The organism is Methylobacterium terricola (assembly GCF_006151805.1).
GTDB classification, from domain to species: Bacteria; Pseudomonadota; Alphaproteobacteria; order Rhizobiales; family Beijerinckiaceae; genus Methylobacterium; species Methylobacterium terricola.
The window spans coordinates 1-15,580 of record NZ_VDDA01000046.1 but is presented as its reverse complement, the minus strand read 5'-3'; the positions used below and the strand labels follow the sequence as shown (position 1 = coordinate 15,580).

General features: G+C 70.4%; 15 protein-coding genes, 2 rRNA genes and 1 pseudogene. 2 read left to right on the top strand and 16 right to left on the bottom strand.

Translation table 11 applies throughout. The features are described from left to right. Positions 1 to 82 precede the first annotated feature (82 nt). Positions 83 to 2,398: a xanthine dehydrogenase family protein molybdopterin-binding subunit gene (locus tag FF100_RS34130; protein ID WP_139040456.1), complete on the top strand. Its 2,316-nt coding sequence runs from the start codon at positions 83 to 85 to the stop codon at positions 2,396 to 2,398. Positions 2,399 to 2,534: 136 nt separating this feature from the next. Here FF100_RS34130 and FF100_RS34125 read toward each other — a convergent pair. The 14 genes and pseudogenes from FF100_RS34125 to FF100_RS34070 all read right to left on the bottom strand — a co-directional run. After that, positions 2,535 to 3,260: pseudogene (locus FF100_RS34125) on the bottom strand (calcium-binding protein); the annotation flags it as partial. Continuing rightward, complete coding sequence (locus FF100_RS38185) at positions 3,206 to 3,478, bottom strand: calcium-binding protein (RefSeq protein WP_342779046.1); 273 nt, start codon at positions 3,476 to 3,478, stop codon at positions 3,206 to 3,208. The gene FF100_RS38185 and the pseudogene FF100_RS34125, both read right to left, overlap by 55 nt. A 15-nt stretch (positions 3,479 to 3,493) precedes the next feature. Then, a complete protein-coding gene (locus FF100_RS38180) occupies positions 3,494 to 3,622 on the bottom strand; it encodes a hypothetical protein (protein WP_246102705.1) in 129 nt (42 codons plus the stop codon). A gap of 240 nt (positions 3,623 to 3,862) precedes the next feature. Further along, entirely contained in the window at positions 3,863 to 4,423 is a 561-nt protein-coding gene (locus FF100_RS34120) for a YciE/YciF ferroxidase family protein (RefSeq protein WP_139040455.1), read from the bottom strand. A gap of 187 nt (positions 4,424 to 4,610) precedes the next feature. After that, entirely contained in the window at positions 4,611 to 5,051 is a 441-nt protein-coding gene (locus FF100_RS34115) for a hypothetical protein (protein WP_139040454.1), read from the bottom strand. Between the two features lie 132 nt (positions 5,052 to 5,183). Further along, on the bottom strand, positions 5,184 to 6,158 hold the full coding sequence (locus FF100_RS34110) for an ABC transporter ATP-binding protein (RefSeq protein WP_139040453.1): 975 nt from the start codon (positions 6,156 to 6,158) through the stop codon (positions 5,184 to 5,186). Then, positions 6,155 to 7,129, bottom strand: coding sequence for an ABC transporter ATP-binding protein (locus tag FF100_RS34105; RefSeq protein WP_139040452.1), 975 nt, complete (start codon positions 7,127 to 7,129; stop codon positions 6,155 to 6,157). The genes FF100_RS34110 and FF100_RS34105 overlap by 4 nt, the downstream gene beginning before the upstream one ends. Continuing rightward, positions 7,126 to 7,980, bottom strand: coding sequence for an ABC transporter permease (locus FF100_RS34100; RefSeq protein ID WP_139040451.1), 855 nt, complete (start codon positions 7,978 to 7,980; stop codon positions 7,126 to 7,128). Before FF100_RS34100 ends, FF100_RS34105 begins: the two co-directional genes overlap by 4 nt. Further along, on the bottom strand, positions 7,977 to 8,918 hold the full coding sequence (locus FF100_RS34095) for an ABC transporter permease (RefSeq protein WP_139040450.1): 942 nt from the start codon (positions 8,916 to 8,918) through the stop codon (positions 7,977 to 7,979). The genes FF100_RS34100 and FF100_RS34095 overlap by 4 nt, the downstream gene beginning before the upstream one ends. 183 nt (positions 8,919 to 9,101) lie before the next feature. Further along, a complete protein-coding gene (locus FF100_RS34090; RefSeq protein ID WP_139040449.1) occupies positions 9,102 to 10,646 on the bottom strand; it encodes an ABC transporter substrate-binding protein in 1,545 nt (514 codons plus the stop codon). A 29-nt stretch (positions 10,647 to 10,675) separates the two neighbouring features. Then, the gene (locus FF100_RS34085) at positions 10,676 to 11,824 is read right to left on the bottom strand and encodes an NAD(P)/FAD-dependent oxidoreductase (RefSeq protein ID WP_139040448.1); all 1,149 of its coding nucleotides are present in this window, start codon (positions 11,822 to 11,824) and stop codon (positions 10,676 to 10,678) included. Next, positions 11,824 to 13,200 carry an NAD(P)/FAD-dependent oxidoreductase gene (locus tag FF100_RS34080; RefSeq protein WP_139040447.1) on the bottom strand — a complete coding sequence of 459 codons (1,377 nt, stop codon included), beginning with the start codon at positions 13,198 to 13,200 and terminating at the stop codon, positions 11,824 to 11,826. Before FF100_RS34080 ends, FF100_RS34085 begins: the two co-directional genes overlap by 1 nt. Continuing rightward, complete coding sequence (locus tag FF100_RS34075; RefSeq protein ID WP_139040446.1) at positions 13,193 to 13,483, bottom strand: (2Fe-2S)-binding protein; 291 nt, start codon at positions 13,481 to 13,483, stop codon at positions 13,193 to 13,195. The genes FF100_RS34080 and FF100_RS34075 overlap by 8 nt, the downstream gene beginning before the upstream one ends. Next, positions 13,480 to 14,169, bottom strand: a complete 690-nt coding sequence (locus FF100_RS34070) for an SDR family NAD(P)-dependent oxidoreductase (protein WP_139040445.1) — start codon at positions 14,167 to 14,169, stop codon at positions 13,480 to 13,482. The genes FF100_RS34075 and FF100_RS34070 overlap by 4 nt, the downstream gene beginning before the upstream one ends. Before the next feature lie 138 nt (positions 14,170 to 14,307). Between FF100_RS34070 and FF100_RS34065 the strand changes: the two genes are divergently transcribed. Then, entirely contained in the window at positions 14,308 to 15,162 is an 855-nt protein-coding gene (locus FF100_RS34065; RefSeq protein WP_139040444.1) for an IclR family transcriptional regulator, read from the top strand. Positions 15,163 to 15,277: 115 nt separating this feature from the next. Here the strand turns inward: FF100_RS34065 and rrf are convergent. Beyond that, positions 15,278 to 15,394 (bottom strand): 5S ribosomal RNA (gene rrf / locus FF100_RS34060). A gap of 89 nt (positions 15,395 to 15,483) precedes the next feature. Then, positions 15,484 to 15,580 (bottom strand): 23S ribosomal RNA (locus FF100_RS34055); the annotation flags it as partial.

The window sequence follows — 15,580 nt, the reverse complement described above, 5'->3', positions numbered from 1 at the left end:
CCGACGCTATGCCGAACGCCTGCCATCGCGTCGCCGGCTCCCTCGCATCGTCCACGCGTTCGCTCCCCACCGCGAGGTTTCCATGACAGTGACCAAGTTCGGTCTCGGCCAGCCGTTGCGCCGGGTCGAGGATCGTCGGCTGATCACCGGCGAGGGCCATTACGGCGACGACCACGCTCCCGAGGGTTGCCTGCACGCAGCTTTGCTGCGCAGTCCGCACGCCCACGCCAAGTTCAACATCACCGATCTGGAGGCCGCCCGGGCGATGCCGGGCGTGCACCTCGTGCTCGCCGCCGAGGACGTGGCCGGCCTCGGCGACATCAAGTGCCAGGCGCCGCTTCCGAACGGCGACGGCAGCCAGAACCACGTCGCCAACATCCCGTTGCTGGCCAAGGGAACCGCCAAGCATATCGGCGACGCCGTCGCCTTCGTAGTCGCCGACACCGTCGCGCAGGCCCGCGACGCCGTCGAGGCGATCGGCATCGACTACGAGGTGCTGCCGGCCGTCGTCGGCATCCGCGGCGCCATCGCGGGCGGCGCGGCCGCGGTGTGGGATCAGCAGCCGGACAACGTCTCGTTCGACACGACCATGGGCGACGCGGCGCCGGTCGACGCCGCCTTCGCGAAGGCCGCCAAGGTCGTGCGGGTCGAGGTCGAGAACCAGCGCCTGGTCACCAACTACATGGAGACCCGCAGCGTCGTCGCCGAGTACGACGCCGGCACGCAACGCTTCACCCTCACCATCCCGAGCCAGGGCGTGCACGGCCTGCGCAAGACCCTGATGGGCGTGCTCGGGGTCGAGAAGGACCAGATTCGCGTCGTCACCGGCGATGTCGGCGGCGGCTTCGGCACCAAGACCTTCACCTACCGCGAGTATCCGCTGGCGGCCGAGGCGGCGCGCCGCTTGGGCAGGCCGGTGAAGTGGGTTTCCGAGCGCGGCGAGCACTTCGTCGCCTGCACGCAGGGGCGCGACAACCTCTCGGTCGGCGAGGTCGCGCTCGATGCCGAGGGCACCTTCCTCGCCATGCGCTTCGACGTGATCGGCGATCTCGGCGCCTACCTGTCGCAATACGGGCCCTACATCCCGTATCTCGGCGCCACGATGCTGACCGGCGTGTACAAGACCCCGGCGGTCCACGTGCGGGTACGCGGCATCTACACCAATACCGTGCCGGTCGACGCCTATCGCGGGGCCGGGCGGCCGGAGGCGGCCTATCTGATCGAGCGCCTGGTCGACCGAGCGGCGCGGGAGACCGGGCTGTCGCCGGCCGAGATCCGCCGGCGCAACTTCATCCCGCCGAGCGCGATGCCCTATACCACGCCGATCGGCGACCGGACCTACGACACCGGCGACTTCGCCGCCCATATGGGCCGCGCCATCGAGGCCTCCGACTGGGACGGCTTCGAAGCCCGCGCGGCGGAATCACGGCGCAACGGTCTCGTCCGCGGCATCGGGCTCGCCACCTACATCGAGTGCACCGCCTGGGGCGAGGGCGAGGACGTGAAAGTCACCCTCGACCAGGATGGCGGCGCCACGGTCTATGTCGGCACCCAGTCCAACGGCCAGGGCCACGCCACCGCCTACGCCCAGTTCGCGGCCGAGCATCTCGACCTGCCGCTGGAGCGGATCCGGATGGTGCAGGGCGATACCGACCGGGTGGCGACCGGCGCCGGCACCGGCGGCTCGCGCTCGATCCCCGTCGGCGGCATCTCGGTCGGCGCGGCGTCGCAGAACCTCGCCGGCAAGCTGAAGGAACTCGCCTCCGAGGAGCTGGAGGCCGGAATCCAGGACCTCGAGATCGCCGACGGCGCAGTGCGCGTCGCCGGGACCGACCGGTCGATCGACTTCGCGGCCCTCGCGGCGCTGCCGAAGGCGACCGAGGCGATGCGGACCGGCCAGGGTGATTTCGTGCCGCCGAGCGCGACCTATCCGAACGGCACCCACGTCGCCGAGGTCGAGATCGATCCCGAGACGGGCATCACCACGGTGATGCGCTACACCGTCTGCGACGATTTCGGCATCGTGGTGAACCCGCTGCTGCTCGCCGGCCAGGTTCATGGCGGGGTGGCGCAGGGAATCGGCCAGGCGTTGCACGAGCGCACGGTCTACGATGCCGAGGGCCAACTCCTGACCGCGAGCTTCATGGACTACGCGATGCCGCGGGCCGGCGACGTGCCGTTCTTCCACTTCGAGACGAAGAACGTGCCCTCGACCACCAACCCGATGGGCATCAAGGGCGCGGGCGAGGCGGGCAGCATCGGCTCGTGCCCGGCGGTGATGAACGCGGTGGTCGATGCCCTCGACCGCAGCGTCGGCCTGCGCGACATCGACATGCCGGCGACCCCGGCCCGGATGTTCGCGGCCCTCGCGCCCCTGCGCAAGGCGGACGCGGCCTGACGGTCGTGACGTGATGCGGCGCCCGGCCTTCGGGCCGGGCGCCTTTTTCTGGCGCGAAACCCTCGTGGTCAGTCCGGGTCTCCGCTGTCGCCCCTCGGGGTGACGCGGTCGCCTTCATGGCCGGAGGAACGGACACTCAGCCGTAGACGCCGGGCGCCGTGGCGGTCGCGAAGGCGCCGTCCCCCGCTTGCGCGGCGCGGCCTTCGCCGGCGCCGTAGTGCGGGAAGTGCTCGAGCGGATTGATGCCGGCAGCCGCGACATCCGCATTGGCGGCGAGATAGGCCTTGGTGTCGAACTTGGCCGAGGGGTCGCGGCCCTCCTTCCAGCCGTCAGCGAGGTAGTGCTGGAGCGGATCGATGCCACCGGCCGCCACGTCGCTATAGGCCGCGAGGTAGCCCTTCGTGTCGAAATAGGCATTGGGATCCCGGCCTTCCTTCCAGCCGTACTGGCCGAAATGCGCCTCCGCGTCCTGGCCGGAGAGCAGCACGTCGGTGTACTGGCTGAGGTAGAACAGGTCGTCGACCGCCGCGTTGCCGTCGGCCTGGACGATGGTGCGGTCGGAGAACTCGAACACCTCGGTGTCCTTGACTTCGTCGAGCCCCGTCGCCCCCGCGAAGGTCACGAGAGAACCCGAGGACGTCACCGCGAGATCGCGGAACGCCGCGTCGAGCACCGCCGTATCGGTGCCGGCCGCGCCGTCGAGGCGGTCGTCGCCCGCACCGCCATTCATGCGGTCGTCGCCGTAATCGCCGAACAGCGCGTCGTTGCCGAGGTCGCCGTCGACGAGGTCGTCACCGTCGCCGCCGCTCACGACGTCGTCGTCCTCGCCGCCGGCAACGACGTCGTTGCCGGCCTCGCCATAGACGCGGTCGCGGCCCTGCTCGCCGACGAAGAAGTCGTTGCCGGGCCCCCGTAGATGGTGTCGTTGCCGGGAGTGCCGGCCGCGTAATCGTCGCCGTCCTGCCCGTAGATCAGATCGTCGCCAGCTTCGCCGATGAGCTGGTCGGATCCGGCGCCGCCGTAGATGACGTCGTTGCCGGGCCCACCGGCGATGTCGTCGAGGTTAGCGCCGCCTGTGATGACGTCGTTGCCGTCCTAACCGTCGATGCGGTTGAATCCCCCCGGATCGGTGATCGTATCGTCCCCCAGGAGACCCAGGATGACGTCGTCACCGGACGTCCCGAGGAGCGCGTCGTTGCCGTTCGTGCCAGTGATCGTGGCCATGCGTCTTCCTTCCGAGGCTGGACAGGAGCTGCGACCGCGACCCACTACAGAGACGTGCCGGACAAACATTGATTCAATCTAAACAAGTAAAGCATTGCAACTTGAGTTCTGGTTTATTGATAAAGTGACCTTTCGAAGGGGCATGACGATATTCTGCGCCGTGCAGGGAGCCTGCACGGCGCCGCTTGCCGTATCGCACCGCGAGAGGCGCCGCCTCGGGCGCCTCTCCGGATCGCCGATTCAGGCCGCCTTGCCGGAGGCGGACTTCCCGCCGGTCTTGCCGGCCGTCTCAGGGGCGGGCGCATCCGCCTCCATCCCCTCGACGTTGATGCGCTCGGCGATCTCGGTCAGGAGCGCATCGGTCTTCTTCTCTTCCTGCAGCGTCTGATCGAGAAGCTTGGCGGCGTCCGCATGGCCGAGCTGGCTCGCCCAGGTCTTCAGCGTGCCGTAGCGCGCGATCTCGTAGTGCTCGAGGGCCTGAGCGGCACCGGCCAGCACGGCGTCGGCAGCCGGACCGTCCCCGAAATCCTCCAGATCCTCCTCCATCTCGCTCGTCAGGCCCTGCATCGCCTCGCAGGTCTTGCCGCGGGCAGGCTTGCCGATGATCTCGAAGATCTCCTGCAGGCGCTCGACCTGGGTCGCGCTCTCCTCGGCATGGGTCTCGAAGGCCTGCCGCAATTCCTCGTGCTGCGCCGACTTCGCCGCCTTCTTGAGCGAACGGACCGATTGTCTCTCGGCGTAGTACACGTCCTTGAGGGTTTCGTAGAACGCGTCCTGCAACGTCTTCTGCTTCGTGGCCATGTACGCACCCGCCTTGACTATGGGTCAACTCAACTGTCCGACGCCGTGTCGGACCGTGACCGCAGGCAGAACGCGCTATATCTATCCCGGGTCCCGACGATGCCGCTTTGAATCGCGGAAAAAGCATCGGGCCGGTGGCGTCGCCGGGGCCTGCCCGGCGACGCGTCGTCACGGAGCCGGATCGGGCTCAGCAGGAGAGCTTGCGGCCCTCGCGGAAGCCGTGGACCTGGAAGTGCTTGCGGCCGGATTCCATCTTGCCGGCCAGCACGGCGCGGGCCACGTCCGGGTTGCAGCGCAGGTACTCGCGCTCGTTGAAGGCGACGCCCTCGTCGCGCGACCCGCGGTCCCGGTCGCGCGCGCCGTAATCCCGATCGCGGTCGCGATCCCGGGAGCCGTAGTCGCGGTCCCGGTCGCGATAATCGTCCCGCCGGCCGTACTCGTCCCGGCGGTCGCGATAGCCGCGGTCCCGGTCGCGATAGTCGCTGTCGCGGCTGCGATAATCGCGATCACGGGATTCCCGGTCGCGATAGCCGTAATCCGGGCTGCCCCCCCAGGACTGGGCCGAGGCGGTCCCCACCGCGCCGATCAGACCCAATCCGATGACCGCCACCACGCCGAATGTCCTCATGTCGTTGCGTCCCTCTCTCGCGAAGCGTATCGCCGCCGCTGGGAAAGCTAGAGCAGACTGGGCCGATGGGGATAGCGCCGTGGTGTCCCGGCCGCTTCGGTCCTCTGCGGAGGGATCCGGCCGGGCGCTGGCTCAGGCCTGTTCGTACAGGTGGCAGGCCACCGAACGTCCGGGCGCGGCCTCCCGCAGGGCCGGCGCCTCGGCGCGGCAGCGGTCGAAGGCGCGGGGGCAGCGGGGGTGGAAATGGCACCCCGCGGGCGGGTTCAACGGCGAGGGCGGCTCGCCCTCCTGGAAGCTCATCGCCACCGGCTGCTCCGGATCCGGCACCGGGGACGAGGCCTTGAGGAGCTGGGTGTAGGGGTGCAGCGGCGCCTCGAACAGCGGGCCGACCGGGCCGGTCTCCACCACCCGGCCGAGATACATCACGGTCACCCTCTGGCAGAAATGCCGGACCACGCCGAGGTCGTGCGAGATGAACACGAAGGCGAGGTTGCGGGCCTGCCGCAGGGCTTCGAGCAGGCGCAGGATCTGCGCCTGAACCGACACGTCGAGAGCCGAGACCGGCTCGTCGGCGAAGATCAGGTCGGGCCCGAGCGCCAGCGCCCGGGCGATGCCGATGCGCTGGCGCTGGCCGCCGGAGAATTCATGGGGAAAGCGCGCCGCGGCGCCGGGCGGCAGCCCGACCTCGGCGAGCAGGCCGGCGACCCGCTCCGGCACCTCGGCCCCGCGGGCAAGGCCGTGGACCCGCAGCGGCTCGCCCAGGGCCTCGCCGATGCGCTGGCGCGGATCGAGGGAGGAGGCGGGGTCCTGGAACACGATCTGCATCCGCCGCCGCAGGCGCCGCAGCGCGGCCGGGCTCGCGGCGAGCACGTCCTGCCCGTCGAACCGCACCGCGCCGCCATCGGCCTCGGTGAGCCGGAGCGCCACCCGGGCGGTGGTGGACTTGCCGCAGCCCGACTCGCCGACGATGCCCAGCGCCTCGCCGCGCGCGACGCTGAAGGACACCCGGTCGAGGGCCCGCACCAGGCTGGTCCTGGCGACCGGGAAGCCGCGGCGGATCGTGAAGGTCTTCGAGAGGTCGCGGACCTCGAGCAGCGGCGACGTCATGCGGCCCTCACCCAGCAGCGCACCGCGTGGTCGGGCGCACCCGCGAGCGCCACCAGCGGCGGGCGCTCGCGGCAGCGCTCCTCGCGCAAGGGGCAGCGGCCCTGGAAGCGGCAGCCCTCCGGCATCTCCGGCAGGGTCGGCACCGTGCCGGGGATCGCCGTCAGGTCCTGCACCCGGTCGACCCGCGGCATCGCCTTCAGCAGGCCCTCGGCATAGGGATGTGTCGGCCGGGCGAAGAAGGCGCGCACCGGCGCGCTCTCGACCACGTCGCCGCCATACATCACCATCACCCGGTCGGCGACCGAGGCGACGACGCCGAGATTGTGGGTGATCAGCAGCACCGCCAGCCCCTCGCGGCGCTGGATGTCGGCGAGCAGCGCCAGCACCTGGGCCTGGATGGTGACGTCGAGGGCCGTCGTCGGCTCGTCGGCGATCAGCACGCGAGGGCTGCAGGCGAGCGCCATGGCGATCATTACCCGCTGCCGCATGCCGCCGGAGAACTGGTGCGGATACGCATCGATCCGCTCGGCGGCCGAGGGCACCCGCACCCGCTCGAGGAGGGCGATCGCCTTCTCGCGCGCCGCCGCCTTCGACAGGCCGCGATGGCGCCGCAGCGCCTCGGCGATCTGGAAGCCGATCGTCAGGACCGGGTTGAGCGAGGTCATCGGCTCCTGGAAGATCATCGCCAGGCGGTCGCCGCGCATCGCCTCGCGCTGGCTTTCCGTCGCCGCCCGCATGTCGGTGCCGTCGACCACGATGGAACCGCTGGCGACGCGGCCGACCTTGGGGGCGAGCAGCCCCATGATCGACAGCGCGGTGAGGCTCTTGCCGCAGCCCGATTCGCCGACAAGCGCCAGGGTCTCACCCCCGGTGACCGCGAAGGAGACCTCGCGCACCGCGTCGTACCAGGTGCCGCCGACGCGGATCTGGGTCGTCAGCCCCTCAACCTGCAGCAATCCGTCCGGCGTCATGGCGCTCCCCGCGGGTCGGTGGCGTCGCGCAGGCCGTCGCCGATGAGGTTGAGGCCGATCATCACCGCCAGGATGGCGAGGCTCGGGAAGATCGACAGCCAGGGCGCGTCGAGGAGGTTGTCGAAGCCCTCGCGCACGATGCTGCCCCAGGTCGCGGTCGGCGGCGGCACGCCGAGGCCGATGAAGGCGAGGGTCGATTCGGTGCGGATCGCGGTGGCGAGCCAGAGCGAGGCCAGCACCACCACCTCGTCGAGGATGTTAGGAAGGATGTGGCCGAACATGATGCGCAGGTCTGAGTAGCCGAGCGCCCGGCAGGCATCGACGAAGTCGCGCTGGCGCATGGCGAGCGTCGAGCCGCGGGCGATGCGGATGAAGGCCGGTACCGCCGTCACCGCGATGGCGAGGATCAGGTTGCCGAGGCTCGGCCCCAGCACCGCCACCAGCATCAGCCCCATGATCAGCTGCGGGAAGCTCAGCATCACGTCGGTGGCCGCGGTGATGAGGCGGTCGACCCAACCGCCGAAATAGCCCGCCACCACCCCGATCACCGTGCCGGCGACGACGCCGATCGCGGTGGCGAGGAAGCCGACCGAGAGCGAGATCCGGGCGCCCCAGATCACCCGCGAGAGCACGTCGCGGCCGAAGAAATCGGTGCCGAACCAGTGCTCGGCCGAGGGGCCCATCAGGGCGGCGACGGGATCCTGCTCGTTCGGGTCGTACGGTGCGATCCAGGGAGCGAGGAGTGCCAGCGCCACGACGGCGAGCACCGTGGCGGCGCCGATCACCAGGCCGGGCGAGCGGGTGGCCCGGCGCCAGGCGTTCGGGGCGGCGGAGGCGGCGACCGCGCTCATTGGGCCGAGACCCGCGGATCGACGAGGCCGTAGGCGATGTCGGTGAGCACGTTGGCGACCACGATGGCAAAGGCGGAGACGACCATCAGGCCCTGGAGCAGGCTGTAGTCGCGCTGGGTCAGCGCTGTGACGATCAGCTTGCCGAGGCCGGGGCGGTTGAACACGATCTCGGTCAGCACGGCGTTGCCGATCAGCACCCCGAGATAGAGCCCGACGACCGTGACGACCGGCACCAGGACGTTGCGGAGCGCGTGGCGCCAGACCACGATCCGGGCCGGCATTCCCTTGGCGCGGGCGGTGCGGACGTAATCCTCGCCCAGCGCCTTCAGCATCCCGGAGCGGGTCACCCGCGTGACATAGGCGACCATGAGGAGCCCGAGGTTGAGCGCCGGCAGCACCAGGGCGCCGAGCCGGTCGAGGATCCCGCCGGTCCGCGGCGTCGAGATCACCGGGAACCAGCGCAGTTGCACGGCAAACGCGATCAGCAGCAGAATCCCTGAGACGAAAGCCGGGAAGGACACGCCGGCGAGCGAGACGATGCGGGCGATCCAGTCGGCGAGCCCGTCGCGCCGGCGCGCCGCCACCACGCCCAGCGGCACGCCCACCCCGACGCCGATCGCCACGGCGGCCAGCGTCAGCTCGATCGTGTAGGGCAGGACGTGGGCGACATCCTCCAGCACCGGCCGGTTGGTGGTGAGCGAGCGGCCGATATCACCGGTGGCGATCTGGCCCATGAAGGCGAGGTACTGGACGACGATCGGCCGATCGAGCCCGAGCTTCGCCCGCAGGTCGGCCCGGGCGGATGCGCTCGCCTGGTCGCCGAGGATCACGATGGTCGGATCGCCCGGCACCACCCGCACGAGCACGAACACCACGGTCAGCACCGCCACCAGGGTCGGGATCGCCAGGAGCAGGCGCTTGAGGATGAACTGAAGCATGGTGCGGGCCGGGTGGAGGCGTGTGGCTCGGCTCCCCTCTCCCGTGTGGGAGAGGGGCAGGGGGTGAGGGTGCAACGTTTCAGTGTGAAGCGCGGAGCATGGTGCTGGCAGCGGGAGGGTTCAGCCCTCTCGCGGAACCGTCGCCACCCTCACCCCTCTCCCAAACAGGAGAGGGGGAAGTGCCTACTTCTTGTCCGTCGCTTCCGTGATCACCGGCCCGAGGTGGATCGCCCCCTTGAAGTCGTACCCGTAATCGACCGACTTCTTGTGCGCCCAGACCTGCAATCCTTCCGAGAGCGGCACGGCGCAGACTTGCTCGATGATCTTGGCTTGCGCCGTCTTCCACAACGCCTTCTGCTTTTCCGGGTCGGGCTCGGTCCGGGCCGCCCGGATCTCGGCATCCGCCGCGTTGCAATGAGAGAAGTTCGTCACGGCGGTCGGCGTGGCGACCGTCGAGGCCGAATCGAAGAACTGGGTCAGGTAGGTGTCGGCGACCGGAAAGCGCGCCGCCGCGTAGTAGACGACGTCGGACAGATCCTTGCGGATCTGGGCGTGGTAGGTCTGGTGGTCGACCACGTCGAGCTTCAGCTCGATCCCGGCCTTCTTGAGCTGGCCCTGCACGATCTGCATCGCGGTCAGCATGGTCGGCAGGCTGGTCTGAACCGCCGTGATGGTGATGCCGTTGGGGTGTCCGGCCTCGGCCAGCAGGGCCTTGGCCTTGGCAGGATCGTAAGCCGGCAGCGGCGCCTTGTCGTCGGTGCCGAGATAGCCCTTGGGGATGATCGACACCGCCGGCTCGGTGACGCTGGCGCCCTTGAACTGCACGATCTGCGCCTGGCTGATCGCAGAGGCGACGGCGCGGCGCACCCGCACGTCGTCGAGAGGCTTGTGGCTGATATTGAGGTGGAGCAGCGCGAGTTCGGCTGGCCGCACGATGTCGACCGAGACGTCGGGCTCGCGGCCGAACCGCTCGGCCCAGCGCTGGTCCTGGCGGCCATAGACCACGTCGAGCTCGCCCGAGGTGAAGGCGAGGTCGCGGGCCGCGTCGGCCGGGATCAGCCGGTAGAGGATGCCGCCGAGCTTCGGCTTGCCGCGGAAATAGTCCGGGTTGGGGCTGAGCCGCACGCTCTCGTTCGGCTTGTACTCGGCGAAGGCGAAGGGTCCGGTGCCGATCGGCTTCAAGCGGAAGTCGTTGCCGAGCGCCTCGACCGCCTTGCGGCTGAGCACGTTGCCGCCGTGGTAGTTCGCCACCAGCCCGAGCAGCGACGGAACCGGGTGCTTGAGGGTGATCCGCACCGTGTACGGATCCACCGCCTCGACCGTCTCGAACGCCGCGTAATCGGTCGAGAACGAGGAGGTCTTCGGGTCGGCGGCGCGCTTGAGCGAGAACACCACGTCGTCGGCGGTCAGCTCGCCGTAGCCGCCGTGGAACTTGACGCCCCTGCGCAAGGCGAAGGTCCAGGTCCGGCCGTCCTCCGAGCGGGTCCAGGATTCGGCGAGGTCCGGCTCCAGGGTCTCGAGGCTGGTCGAGCCGGGCTTGAACCGCACGAGGCCGTTGAAGATCCAGGACACGACCGGCTTGTCCTGGGTGCTGGTGGCCCGGAACGGATCGAGCTGGCTGATATCGGCGGCCGCCATGCCGATCGTCAGGGTCTTGCCCGCCGGCGCCTGGGCGAGGGCCGGTGCGGCAGCCACCAGGGCGACAGCGGCGAAGAGGAAGCGTCTCATCGTGGTGATCCCCCTGGATTCGTCATTCATCAGTGTTCGATCTCGCCGTCCGACCGGTACGGCCCGCGCCATTCGGCGAAGCGCTCGATCCGGAACGGATGGAGGGGAGAGGCGGAGCGCCCCTGCGTGACGAGCTCGGCCAGGATCTCGCCGACGACCGGGCCGAGCTGGAAACCGTGGCCGGAGAAGCCGAAAGCATGAACCAGGCCGGGGGTGGTGGCGGAGGGGCCGATGACCGGGATGTGGTCCGGCATCTCGCCGTCGAGGCCGCTCCAGCTGCGGATGACGTGCGCGTGGGCGAGGTCCGGGATCAGCGCCAACGTCCTGGCGCCGGCGCCGAGGGAGGTCGCCGTTACCGGACGGGCGAGGCCGTCGACGCTGTCCGCGGTGCCGCGCCCGCCCCCCAGCACGACGTTGCCGCGCCGGGTCTGGCGAACGTAGACGTCACCGCCGACCACCCCGATCGATCGGGTGACGAGGTGGGGCAGCGGCTCGGTCACCACCATGTTGGGAGCCAGCGGCGCGACCGGCGCCGCCTCGCCGAACCAGCCCGCCACCGCACCGCCATAGGCACCGGCGGCGTTGACCAGCGTGCGGCTCCGCACGCTCACGCCCTCGGCCTCGACCGCGAACCCGGTGCCGTCATGGGCCGCGTGGCGCACCGGGGCGTGCTCGCGTATCTCCGCGCCCAGCCGCCGGGCGAGGCGCGCGAAAGCCGGCCCGACCACCCGGGGGTTGGCCTGCCCGTCGGTCGGGGACAGCGAGGCGCCGACGACCGCCGGCCCGAGCCACGGCATCTCGGCCCGCAGGGCGTTCGGCCCCATGAGCTGAAGGTCGAGCCCGTGCCCGGCCGCGTCGCGGGCGTAAGCCTCGAGCAGGGCCATGTCGGCATCCGAGCGGGCGAGCTTGATGTGCCCGGTCGCCTCGAACCCGACATCCTCAGCCAACTTGGCGCTGAGACCATCCCACAGGAGCCGGGCCCGCCGGGACAGCGGCAATTCCGCCAAGTCGCGCCCCTGCTGGCGCACGCCACCGAAATTGACCCCGCTGGCGCCTGCGCCGCACAGGCGCTTCTCCAGCAATGCGACGGTGAGGCCGGCCTCGCGCAGCGCGACCGCGGCGGCGCAGGCGGCGGTGCCGCCGCCGATGATCGCGACGTCGACGGTGAGGTGCTCCATCACGCCGGCTCCCGGAGCGGGATCGGCTTGATCGGCGCCTGCCCACGCAGCCGCCCGACGGCCTCCACCGGCACGGTCAGGGTGAGGGCCAGGATCTCCGCCGCGGCATGGCCGCAGACCCGGCCCTGGCAGCGGCCCATCCCGGTACGGGTCAGGGCCTTGAGCCGGTTCATCTCGCGGGCGTCCCGCTCGGTCGCGGTCCGGCGGATCGCGCCGGCGGTGATTCCCTCGCAGCGGCAGACGATCTCGTCGTCGGCGATGCCCTCCACGAGGTGGTGCGGGTACGGGTAGGCGGCTTCGAGCGCGGCGCGGAATCCGGCCTGCCGGTCGAGACGCCGGTCGAGCCGGGCTTCCCGCGCGGCGTCGCGCGGCCGGCCGAGATCGGCGAGCAGCGCCAGAGCCGTGCGCGCGCCCTGCAACTCGGCCACGTCCGCGCCGCCGATCCCGCTGCCGTCGCCGGCGAGGTAGACATGCGCGTGCGAGGACCGGCCCTCGGCCGAGCGCTCCGGCTGCCATTGCCGGGTCAGGGGATCGAACACGAAGCGGCAGCCGGCGAGATCCGCGGCTTGCGCCTCGCTGCGCAGACCGAACGAGGCACCCACCGCATCGCAAGGCACCCGATGCCGGCGGCCGCGGGAATCTTCCCAGGCCAGAGCCTCGACCTGGCGGTCGCCCTCGACGGCGACGGCCCGCACGCCCGCGCGAACCGGCACGCCGCGCAGGGCGCCCCGCAGCGTGTACCAGACCCCCTTGGCCAGGGTCGCCGGCATGGCGGCCAGGCGAGGCGCGGCGGCCACCTTCGCGCCGAGGGGCGTCACGTCGAGGACGGCGACGATCGTCGCCCCCGCCTTGGCATATTGGTGCGCCACCAGCGGCAGGAGCGGCCCGGCCCCGACGAGGGCGACGCGCCGGCCGATCGCCATCCCCTGCGCCTTCAAGGCGATCTGAGCCGCGCCGAGGGTGAAGACGCCGGGCAGGGTCCAGCCCGGGAAGGGCAGGGTGCGGTCCATGGCGCCGGTGGCGAGAATCAGGCGGTCGACCGGGATCCGGCCGTGCCCCGCGGGCCCGAGGCAATCGAGGTCGAACCCCACCGGCTCCCGCGGCGCGATCCCCCACACCATCGTGCCGGGCCGGTGGTCGATCCGCGGCGCCAGGGCATCGGCGAGATCATGCAGGGCCCGCGCCCGGCCGGCCTCGAATCCGTACAGCTCGGTGGCCGGCCGCTCGGCACCGGCCGGCGGCCGACGGTAGATCTGGCCACCCGCACGGTGCCCCTCGTCGAGGAGGAGCGGGCGCAGACCCGCCTCGGCCAGCACCTGCGCCGCCCGAAGGCCCGCCGGCCCGCCGCCGACGATCGCGACGACCGGCTCAGCCATCCGCAACCCCCGTCACCACAGGCATGCCGGGCTCGACCGGAGTGGTGCAGGCCCGTACGCGCCGCCCGTCAGCCAGCGCGACCCAGCAATCCTGACAGGCGCCCATCAGGCAATAGCCGGCCCGTTCGCCGGAGCCGAACTCGAACCGGCGCAGCGAGCGCCGATGCAGCAGGATCGCGGCGAGCAAGAGGTCGCCCGCGCGTGCCTCGGCCGGCGCACCATCGATCGTGAAGGGAATGACCGCACCCGTGCGGGGCGCGAGGCGCCGGAACAGCCCGCTCACAGCATGTCCTCGTGCCGGCAATTGAGCAGCACTTCGGCGATGCTGGCGGTGTTCGGCAGGCGGACAAGGGTCTCGATCACCGCGGCGATATCCTCCGGCCTAGACATCAGGTCCCGCGGCTGCTTGGTGACGTGGGCCGTCATGTCGGTGTCGACGAAGCCCGGGCAGAAGGCGGTGGCACGGATGCCGTGGTCCCAGCCCTCGCGCCGCAGACCCTGAGTGAGGCTGACCAAAGCCGCCTTGGTCATGGCGTAGCCGGTATTGTCGTTGCGCACCCGCTTGCCGGACAGCGATGCGAGATTGACGATCCGCCCGGCGCCGGATGCGACGAGGTGCGGCCAGGCCGCCCGGATGACCCGCATCGGTCCCTTGACGTTGACGGTCAGGAGCGCGTCGAGCGCCGTCTCGTCCTGATCGAGGAAATGCGCCTTGGGGTTGATGCCCGCCGCGTTGACCAGCACGTCGATCCGGCCGAACCGCGCCATCGCCTCCGCCACCCAGGTCTCTGCGCTGCCGGCGGCCTCCGCGTCGTAGCGGCAGGAGTGCCAGCCCGCCGGTGCGTGGCGCGGGTCGCGCAGGCCCGCGCTGATCTGGTACCCGGCGCCGGCCAGCCGCTCGGCGACCGCCCGGCCAATCCCGCGCGAGGCTCCGGAGACCAGCGCGACGCGTCCCGCCGGCTCAAGCATGACAGTCCCGCTTTCCCGGTGATCGCCGCATCGACGACATCTCCTCACCCGGCCACGCCCGAGAGGATTGAACGTTGCCGCGACCTGAGCAACAGATATTTCGGCAGGCGAACGATTTTGGCTGAAATTTTTTGGTGAGTGAAAATCGTGGTTCAGAAAGATGGATCCGACGGGTCCAAACCGAAATCGGCTGAGCGATCCGGGCCATCGCGGATCGCCGCGTTACTGCGTCACCTCGGCGAATCCGGCCCCGGCGGCGCACGCCTGAGCATGCTCGCCGACGCGACCGGCTTGGCGGCGCCGACAGCTTTGCGCCTGCTGCGGGCCTTGGTCGCCGAGGATCTGGTCGATTTCAATCCGGCAACGAAAACCTATCGGCTCGGCCTCGGCCTCTTCCGCCTCGCCGCCAAGGCCGGCAACCCGCTCGGCCTGCGCGACCTTGCCCGTCCAGCCCTGCTACGCCTGACCGGTGCCCTCGGCGAGACCGTCTTCCTGCTCGTTCGCAGCGGCTATGACGCCGTCTGCATCGACCGCAGCGCGGGTCCGTTGCCGATCCGCTCCTTCACCGGCGATATCGGCGGCCGGGTGATGCTCGGCCTCGGGCAGGGATCGATGGCGATCCTGGCGTACCTGCCGGCGAATGAGCAGGAGGCGGTGATCCGCTACAACCTGCCTCGGATGCGCGAGGTGACGAGCCTGGACGAAGCGTTCCTGCACACCGAGATCGCCCGCACCCGCGACCTCGGCTACTGCGCCGCGGCCTCCGGCCTGATTCCCGGCATGGCCGGACTCGGCGTGCCGATTCTCGGGAGTGACGGGCGGGCCGTGGCGGCGCTGAGCGTCGGCAGCACGGTCGATCGTCTCGCCGGCGAGCGTCGCGACGCCATCGCCGGAATGCTTCGCCGGGAGGCGGCCGGGATCGCGGCACGCCTCAACCCGTTCGACGAGACCCTGCGCCGGGCCGGCGCCGCGATGGAACGTCCCGTTCCGTGAGGTGAGGGGCCCCGAACGCGACGAAGCCCGCCAGGAATTGATCCTGGCGGGCTTCGATCGATCAAGATCGTGACGAGGGAATGCGTGACGAGGGAATGCGTGACGTGCTTGGCAGGTCTGGCGGTGACCGACTCTCCCGTGTCTTGAGACACAGTACCATAGGCGCTGGGGCGGTTAACGGCCGAGTTCGAGATGGGATCGGGTTTGCGATCACCCCGCTCAGACCACCAGACCGGCCAAGCACGTTCGTCCGGCAAGCATTTGTGTATATGTCTTCATCGTGCTGTGGTGTTTGGGTTGATCCGGACACGGATCATGAGAGCGATCAAGCCGATCGAGCGATTAGTACTGGTCAGCTCAGCGCGTTACCGCACTTGCACATCCAGCCTATCCACGTGGTCGTCTTCCACGGCTCTCA